This is a genomic window from Vibrio sonorensis (assembly GCF_001854765.1).
GTDB lineage: Bacteria > Pseudomonadota > Gammaproteobacteria > Enterobacterales > Vibrionaceae > Vibrio > Vibrio sonorensis.
In genome coordinates, this window is the sequence record NZ_LJJE01000011.1 from 25,290 (window position 1) to 31,490 (window position 6,201).

At 44.2% G+C, this 6,201-nt stretch carries 5 protein-coding genes and 1 pseudogene; 4 read left to right on the forward strand and 2 right to left on the reverse strand.

From position 1 onward, the window contains the following. Window positions 1-15 precede the first annotated feature (15 nt). The 4 genes and pseudogenes from cysD to cysC all read left to right on the forward strand — a co-directional run. A pseudogene (gene cysD, locus BLO31_RS02405) lies at window positions 16-948 on the forward strand (sulfate adenylyltransferase subunit CysD); the annotation flags it as partial. A 17-nt stretch (window positions 949-965) separates the two neighbouring features. Next, window positions 966-2,393: a sulfate adenylyltransferase subunit CysN gene (gene cysN, locus BLO31_RS02410; RefSeq protein WP_070962721.1), complete on the forward strand. Its 1,428-nt coding sequence runs from the start codon at window positions 966-968 to the stop codon at window positions 2,391-2,393. A 35-nt stretch (window positions 2,394-2,428) separates the two neighbouring features. Further along, window positions 2,429-4,153, forward strand: coding sequence for an SLC13 family permease (locus BLO31_RS02415; RefSeq protein ID WP_070962722.1), 1,725 nt, complete (start codon window positions 2,429-2,431; stop codon window positions 4,151-4,153). A gap of 14 nt (window positions 4,154-4,167) precedes the next feature. Next, the gene (gene cysC / locus BLO31_RS02420) at window positions 4,168-4,782 is read left to right on the forward strand and encodes an adenylyl-sulfate kinase (RefSeq protein ID WP_070962723.1); all 615 of its coding nucleotides are present in this window, start codon (window positions 4,168-4,170) and stop codon (window positions 4,780-4,782) included. A gap of 49 nt (window positions 4,783-4,831) precedes the next feature. Here the strand turns inward: cysC and BLO31_RS02425 are convergent, their stop codons facing one another. Both BLO31_RS02425 and zur read right to left on the reverse strand, forming a co-directional pair. Further along, the gene (locus tag BLO31_RS02425; protein ID WP_070962724.1) at window positions 4,832-5,293 is read right to left on the reverse strand and encodes a chemotaxis protein CheX; all 462 of its coding nucleotides are present in this window, start codon (window positions 5,291-5,293) and stop codon (window positions 4,832-4,834) included. 16 nt (window positions 5,294-5,309) lie between these two features. Further along, window positions 5,310-5,768 (reverse strand): zinc uptake transcriptional repressor Zur, encoded by a 459-nt coding sequence (zur, locus tag BLO31_RS02430; protein WP_175443159.1) that lies wholly within the window; start codon window positions 5,766-5,768, stop codon window positions 5,310-5,312. Window positions 5,769-6,201 lie beyond the last annotated feature (433 nt).

Genomic DNA, 6,201 nt, shown 5'->3' on the forward strand with positions numbered 1-6,201 from the left:
GCCAATCTCGCTCATAAGAGCAGCAAAGGAAGCACTAAGATGGACCAAGAACGATTGACCCATTTAAAGCAGCTTGAAGCGGAAAGTATTCATATTATCCGTGAAGTGGCTGCAGAATTTGATAACCCAGTAATGATGTACTCGATAGGTAAAGACTCATCGGTCATGCTACATCTTGCTCGCAAAGCTTTTTACCCAGGTAAAATCCCTTTTCCTCTACTTCACGTTGATACGGACTGGAAATTCCAAGAGATGATCAAGTTCCGTGATGCGACGGCAGAAAAATACGGATTTGAGCTTTTGGTTCACAAGAACCCTGAAGGTTTAGAGCTTGGTATCAACCCGTTTGATCACGGTTCATCTAAACATACCGATATCATGAAAACGCAAGGGCTAAAGCAGGCTTTAGACAAGTACGGTTTTGATGCTGCATTCGGTGGCGCACGACGTGATGAAGAGAAATCACGTGCAAAAGAACGCGTTTATTCTTTCCGCGACAAGAACCATACATGGGACCCAAAGAACCAACGTCCCGAGTTGTGGAGAACGTACAACGGCCAGATCAACAAAGGGGAAAGCATCCGCGTCTTTCCTTTGTCAAACTGGACTGAGCTCGATATCTGGCAATACATCTACCTAGAGAATATCGATATTGTTCCTCTTTACCTTTCTGACGTTCGACCAGTCGTTGAACGCGACGGCATGTTGATCATGGTGGATGATGATCGCATGAAGCTTCTACCTGGTGAGAAGATCGAACAGAAGAGTGTTCGTTTTAGAACGCTAGGTTGTTACCCACTAACAGGTGCGGTGGAGTCAGAAGCAAATACCTTAACGGGAATAATTGAAGAGATGCTGGTGGCGACGTCCAGTGAGCGTCAGGGTAGGGCGATCGACCACGATCAGTCCGGATCAATGGAGCTGAAAAAGCGCCAAGGCTACTTCTAAGGATCAAGGAATAGAGTATGAACAGTGCAGTTGAAGCTCAATTGAGTGAGCTTGGTATCGAAGGTTACCTAAAACAACACCAGTATAAATCGTTACTGCGATTCCTGACTTGTGGTTCTGTCGATGATGGCAAGAGTACTTTAATCGGTCGCTTGCTCCACGATTCTAAGCAAATTTATGAAGATCAATTGGCCGCCGTTCATTCGGATAGCCAACGCGTTGGCACCACTGGCGAGAAGCCAGACCTCGCGCTACTTGTTGACGGCCTTCAAGCTGAGCGCGAACAGGGTATCACTATTGACGTCGCTTACCGTTATTTCTCAACGCAGAAGCGCAAATTTATTATCGCGGATACACCAGGACATGAGCAGTACACTCGTAACATGGCGACAGGTGCGTCGACGTGTGATCTCGCTGTTATCTTAGTTGATGCCCGTAAGGGAGTGCTTGATCAAACTCGTCGTCATTCGTTTATTTCTAACTTACTTGGTCTTAAGCACTTTGTAGTTGCGGTAAATAAGATGGATCTTGTTGATTACTCTCAAGAGCGTTATGAAGAGATCCGCGAAGAATACCTAAATTTTGCGGAGAACCTGCACGGTGAAATCGATATTCAGTTGATCCCGATTTCTGCGCTAGAGGGCGATAACGTCGTTGATCTAAGCGAGCAAATGAGCTGGTATCAAGGACCTTCTCTACTGGAGATCCTAGAAGATGTAGACGTGGATCAGGAAAAAGAATCGGGCGATTTCCGTTTTCCTGTTCAATATGTAAACCGTCCAAATCTAGATTTCCGTGGTTTTGCAGGCACTATCGCTGCAGGACAAGTAAAAGTTGGTGATGAAATTAAAGCGTTGCCATCTGGGAAAACATCAAGAGTCGCGCGCATTGTGACCTTTGATGGCGATATTGAAGTTGCACATGGTGGTATGGCGGTTACGTTAACACTCGAAGATGAGATTGATATCAGCCGAGGTGACCTAATTGTTTTGCAATCAGCTCAGGTGGAGTCAACGAATCATCTGTTGGCAGACGTGGTATGGATGACAGAGCAACCCCTTAAAGAGGGTCGTGACTATGATATCAAGCTGGCGGGTAAGAAAACCGTCGGCCGTGTAACCGGGTTCCGTCACCAGTACGACATTAACAATCTGTCGACGCATGATACCAATGAGTTGCCATTAAACGGCATCGGATTATGTGAATGGTCACTGACAGAGTCGGTTGCCCTAGACGGTTACACAGACTGTTCGGACACCGGTGGCTTTATCATTATCGACAGATTGACCAACGTTACTGTAGGTGCTGGCCTAGTGCGTGAAAGTTTAGACTCAATTGCTGAAGAAACAGGTAACTTTAGCGCTTTTGAAGTCGAGCTGAATGCCTTGATTCGCAAGCATTTCCCACATTGGGATGCGAAAGATCTCAGCAAGCTACTCAAATAAGCTTGTAAAAATAGTGACGAAGTTAGGGAAGAATTATGTGGGAACAGGGATTTGTTTTGGCGGTATTGCTCGGCATTATCACCTGTTTGATCACCACTCGTATTAAGCCGAGTATTATCTTCGCCAGCGCTGCGTTTATCGCCTTTTTGGCGGGAATGGCAGAGCTAAATACGATTGCTGCTAACTTTACTAACTCGTCACTGCTCACACTGATCTTATTGATCTTAGCTTCGTCTGCTTTAGAAAAAACCAGATTGATCAGTTGGGTCAGTGCCAATATTTCTAAAGGCTGTTTGGGAACCGTAGTGGCAAAACTCGGGGTCTCGACAGCCTTACTCTCTTCGTTTACCAACAATACTGCCGTCGTGGTATCTCTGATTGGGGCGATAAAGCGCAACCAGCAATACGCACCCTCAAAGCTACTTATTCCACTTTCCTATGCGGCGATTTTTGGTGGAACCCTAACGCTCATTGGCACTTCGACAAATCTCATTATCAACAGTTTTGTGGAGGATGCAGGACTGCCAAGCCTAAGTTTTTTTAGCCCTACTTTAATCGGTCTAGCCGTATTGGTAGGTGGTGTATTAGTCCTTATCCCTTTGAGCTATCTATTACCAAGCTATGAAGAGAACCATCAAGATGACCTGCCTTACTTTCTAGAAGCAAGAGTAGAACCCGGCTCTCCGTTAGTTGGAAAGAGCATTGCAGAAAACAACTTAAGAGCATTGAGAAAACTCTTTCTTGCGGAAGTGATCCGCGACGGAAAAACCATGCCATCTGTCGACCCCGATTTTGTATTGTCGGCACGCGATAGATTGCTCTTTTGTGGTGATATTGAAAGTGTGGCTACCCTACAAGAGATCCAAGGCTTAACGCTTTTTGGTCAACATCACTTAAATGGACAAAGCTTTGTCGAAGTGGTGGTGAGCTCCTCTTCTAGCATATGTGATAAAACCCTGAAATCGAGTCAGTTTAGGGATAGGTTTGATGCTGTAGTTGTTGCCATTCGACGAGGTCATGAGCGTCTAGAAGGTGGGTTAGGCAATATCCGTCTTCAAGCGGGAGATACATTAGTACTCGTGCCGGGTAAGCATTTTGAATCCCAACGTCATGCTAACCGTCGTGAGTTTGTCCAAGTTAATGACCTCGATTCGAGTGCAAAGCTAGATGGAAACAAGTCAACACTGGTGCTGGTGGGGTTTGCTCTCGTGATTGGAGCTGCGCTATTTAACCTGGTTCCGATTATTAAAGGCTTGGCGGTTTTTTTATTGCTCATGCTGATTACTGGTATTGTTCAGCTTGGCGAGTTGAGAAGACGCTTTCCAATCGATATTGCAGTGATAGTTGGTTCCGCCCTAACGATTGCCCAATTGATGATCACCTCAGGATTGTCAAACAAGATGGGTGAGATGTTTATAGAAGCCTTCAATGGTTGGGGGATCTTTGGGGCTTTGGTGGCCACATACCTGATCACCTTAGTCCTTACTGAACTCGTGACGAACAATGCTGCGGCCGCATTAGCCTTTCCGATAGGCTATAGCATGGCATTGGGTTATGGTGTTGACCCCATGCCTTTTATTATGGCAGTGCTCTTTGGTGCGAGTGCTAGCTTTATTTCACCTTATGGGTATCAAACCAACCTGCTGGTGTACAGCGTTGGTAATTACCGAATGACAGATTACATAAGAATTGGTGTCCCTATCTCCATCGTTTATTCGGTGTTGGTGCTGACATTAATTCCGTTGTTTTTCCCTTACTAAGAAAGGATTGAACTATGACGTTCCCGTCGGCTAAAGATGAAAATATCGTATGGCATCAACATGCAATCGATAAGACGTTTAGAGCAGAACTAAAAAAGCAAAAACCCGCGGTGTTGTGGTTTACAGGATTATCCGGTGCGGGTAAATCTACTGTAGCGGGAGCACTTGAAAATGAGCTAGCGAAGCAGGGATATCACACCTACCTTCTCGATGGTGATAATGTCCGTCACGGTCTGTGCAGTGATCTTGGGTTTTCTGAGCAAGACCGACGCGAAAACATTCGTCGTATTGGCGAGCTTGCCAAGTTGATGGCAGATGCTGGTCTTATCGTTCTTTCGGCATTTATTTCTCCGCATCGAGCTGAGAGACAGCTAGTAAGAGATATGTTGCCAGAGGGCGAGTTTATTGAAGTATTCGTGAATGCCGACCTTTCTGTATGTGAGCAAAGGGACCCCAAAGGGCTATATAAGAAAGCCAGAGCGGGAGAAATTCGCAACTTTACCGGTATAGACTCGGCCTATGAAGCTCCGTTAGAACCAGAGATCGACTTGCCAGCAGGTGAAAAAAGTATTGAGGAGTTGGTGGCACAGTGTCTTGACGCTCTCAAATCCAGAAGTGTTATTAGCTAGAAACAAAAAAGCTTCCTAATAAGGAAGCTTTTCTTTTAGAAGAAGTGCTTTACTCGAAACAAATTTCGATAAAGGCATTACCCCATTGAGATGCGAAAGGCATAATAATAATCGACCCTTCACACTTGTGGCGAATGGTGTGCCCTTTGCCTGATACAACGACTGGGGTTGCCATATCAAAGTCAAAGCCACTTTCAGCTAAGATACGTTTTGCACCGCCAGTCACCATGTTAGTGATTTCACCGACCATATCGGTGACTTCGTCATTCAATCCATTTGGGCGCTCGCCCAGCATGTTCTGCATGATTTCTAGTGCTAAGCTCTCATCAAAAGTAATCGACATTGAACCACGAGTCTGACTACCAACCATACCAATTAGGCCAGAGACGTCTCCGCGAGCGATTTCATCCTTTTTGACACGAGGTTTTTGCGGCTTCAACTCCAATGAAGCCATCGTTTTTAGAACGTTTAGTAGGGAAGCTAAAAACGGGTTTACAAATTCAGCGCGCATAATCTTCTTCTATATCTTATTCTGCCGTCCCAGAGGAACAAGACTGACAAATTCCATGTGACTCTATTACATGGTTTGTAATCTTAAAACCATGTTTTTTGGCATTATTTTCTAACAAGGCTACCAAACTATCCTCTTGCAGTTCAATAACATTGCCACAGTTGTCGCAAATTAGTAGATGTGAGTAATGCTTATGAGCATTACAAGAGCAACAAGAGATAAAACTGTTCGTCGATTCTACTCGATGAATGAAACCTTGCTCCATTAAAAAGTCCAGAGCTCTGTACACCGTAGGAGGCTTTGCTTGCGGCTCGCTTTGTTTCAGATCTTCTAAGATCTCATACGCCGTAGAAGCCTTTTTACTGGAACAAATCAGTTCAAATACACGTTTTCTTTGAGGAGTCAGTCGCACTCCTCTTGCTGCACATATCTCTTCTATTTGCTTGATAAGCTGATGGTCCAAATTAATCACCATAACCATTGGACTTTATTAATAATATACTATTTCTAGATAAATCGCGTTTATCTATAGAAACATTTCTTGTTTCACGCCCTATAAGTTAACTCATCTTGAGTAAAAACGATACTCACTCTCGAATGACTAATGCAGTTTTTTGTGAATTATGCCAACTGATAGCAAATAAGTAGCGATAATAAGATAAATCTATCTCAACCTTTTATCAGCCTTTGATAGGTGCTTCCCATATCTTCATTTTCTTTATGAAAACTTAAGTTGATTGTAGAGAGGTATACAGCCAAGTCTGTTACGAGCCAAGCGGATAGTTGACTTTTGATTTGTTAGCTATGTTGTATATAAGGGCAATGGTTAATTAGGTTTTATTGTTGATGACATAGTCACACGAATCATTGTGACGCTTCATTCCCTAAACCTTGGTAAAGGCGACCTG

Bases quoted from the DNA above. Each gene is read 5' to 3' on its own strand.
- cysC (WP_070962723.1), top strand. From the start codon at position 4,168: ATGACGTTCCCGTCGGCTAAAGATGAAAATATCGTATGGCATCAACAT.
- BLO31_RS02425 (WP_070962724.1), bottom strand. From the start codon at position 5,293: ATGCGCGCTGAATTTGTAAACCCGTTTTTAGCTTCCCTACTAAACGTT.
- zur (WP_175443159.1), bottom strand. From the start codon at position 5,768: ATGGTGATTAATTTGGACCATCAGCTTATCAAGCAAATAGAAGAGATA.
- BLO31_RS02415 (WP_070962722.1), top strand. From the start codon at position 2,429: ATGTGGGAACAGGGATTTGTTTTGGCGGTATTGCTCGGCATTATCACC.
- cysN (WP_070962721.1), top strand. From the start codon at position 966: ATGAACAGTGCAGTTGAAGCTCAATTGAGTGAGCTTGGTATCGAAGGT.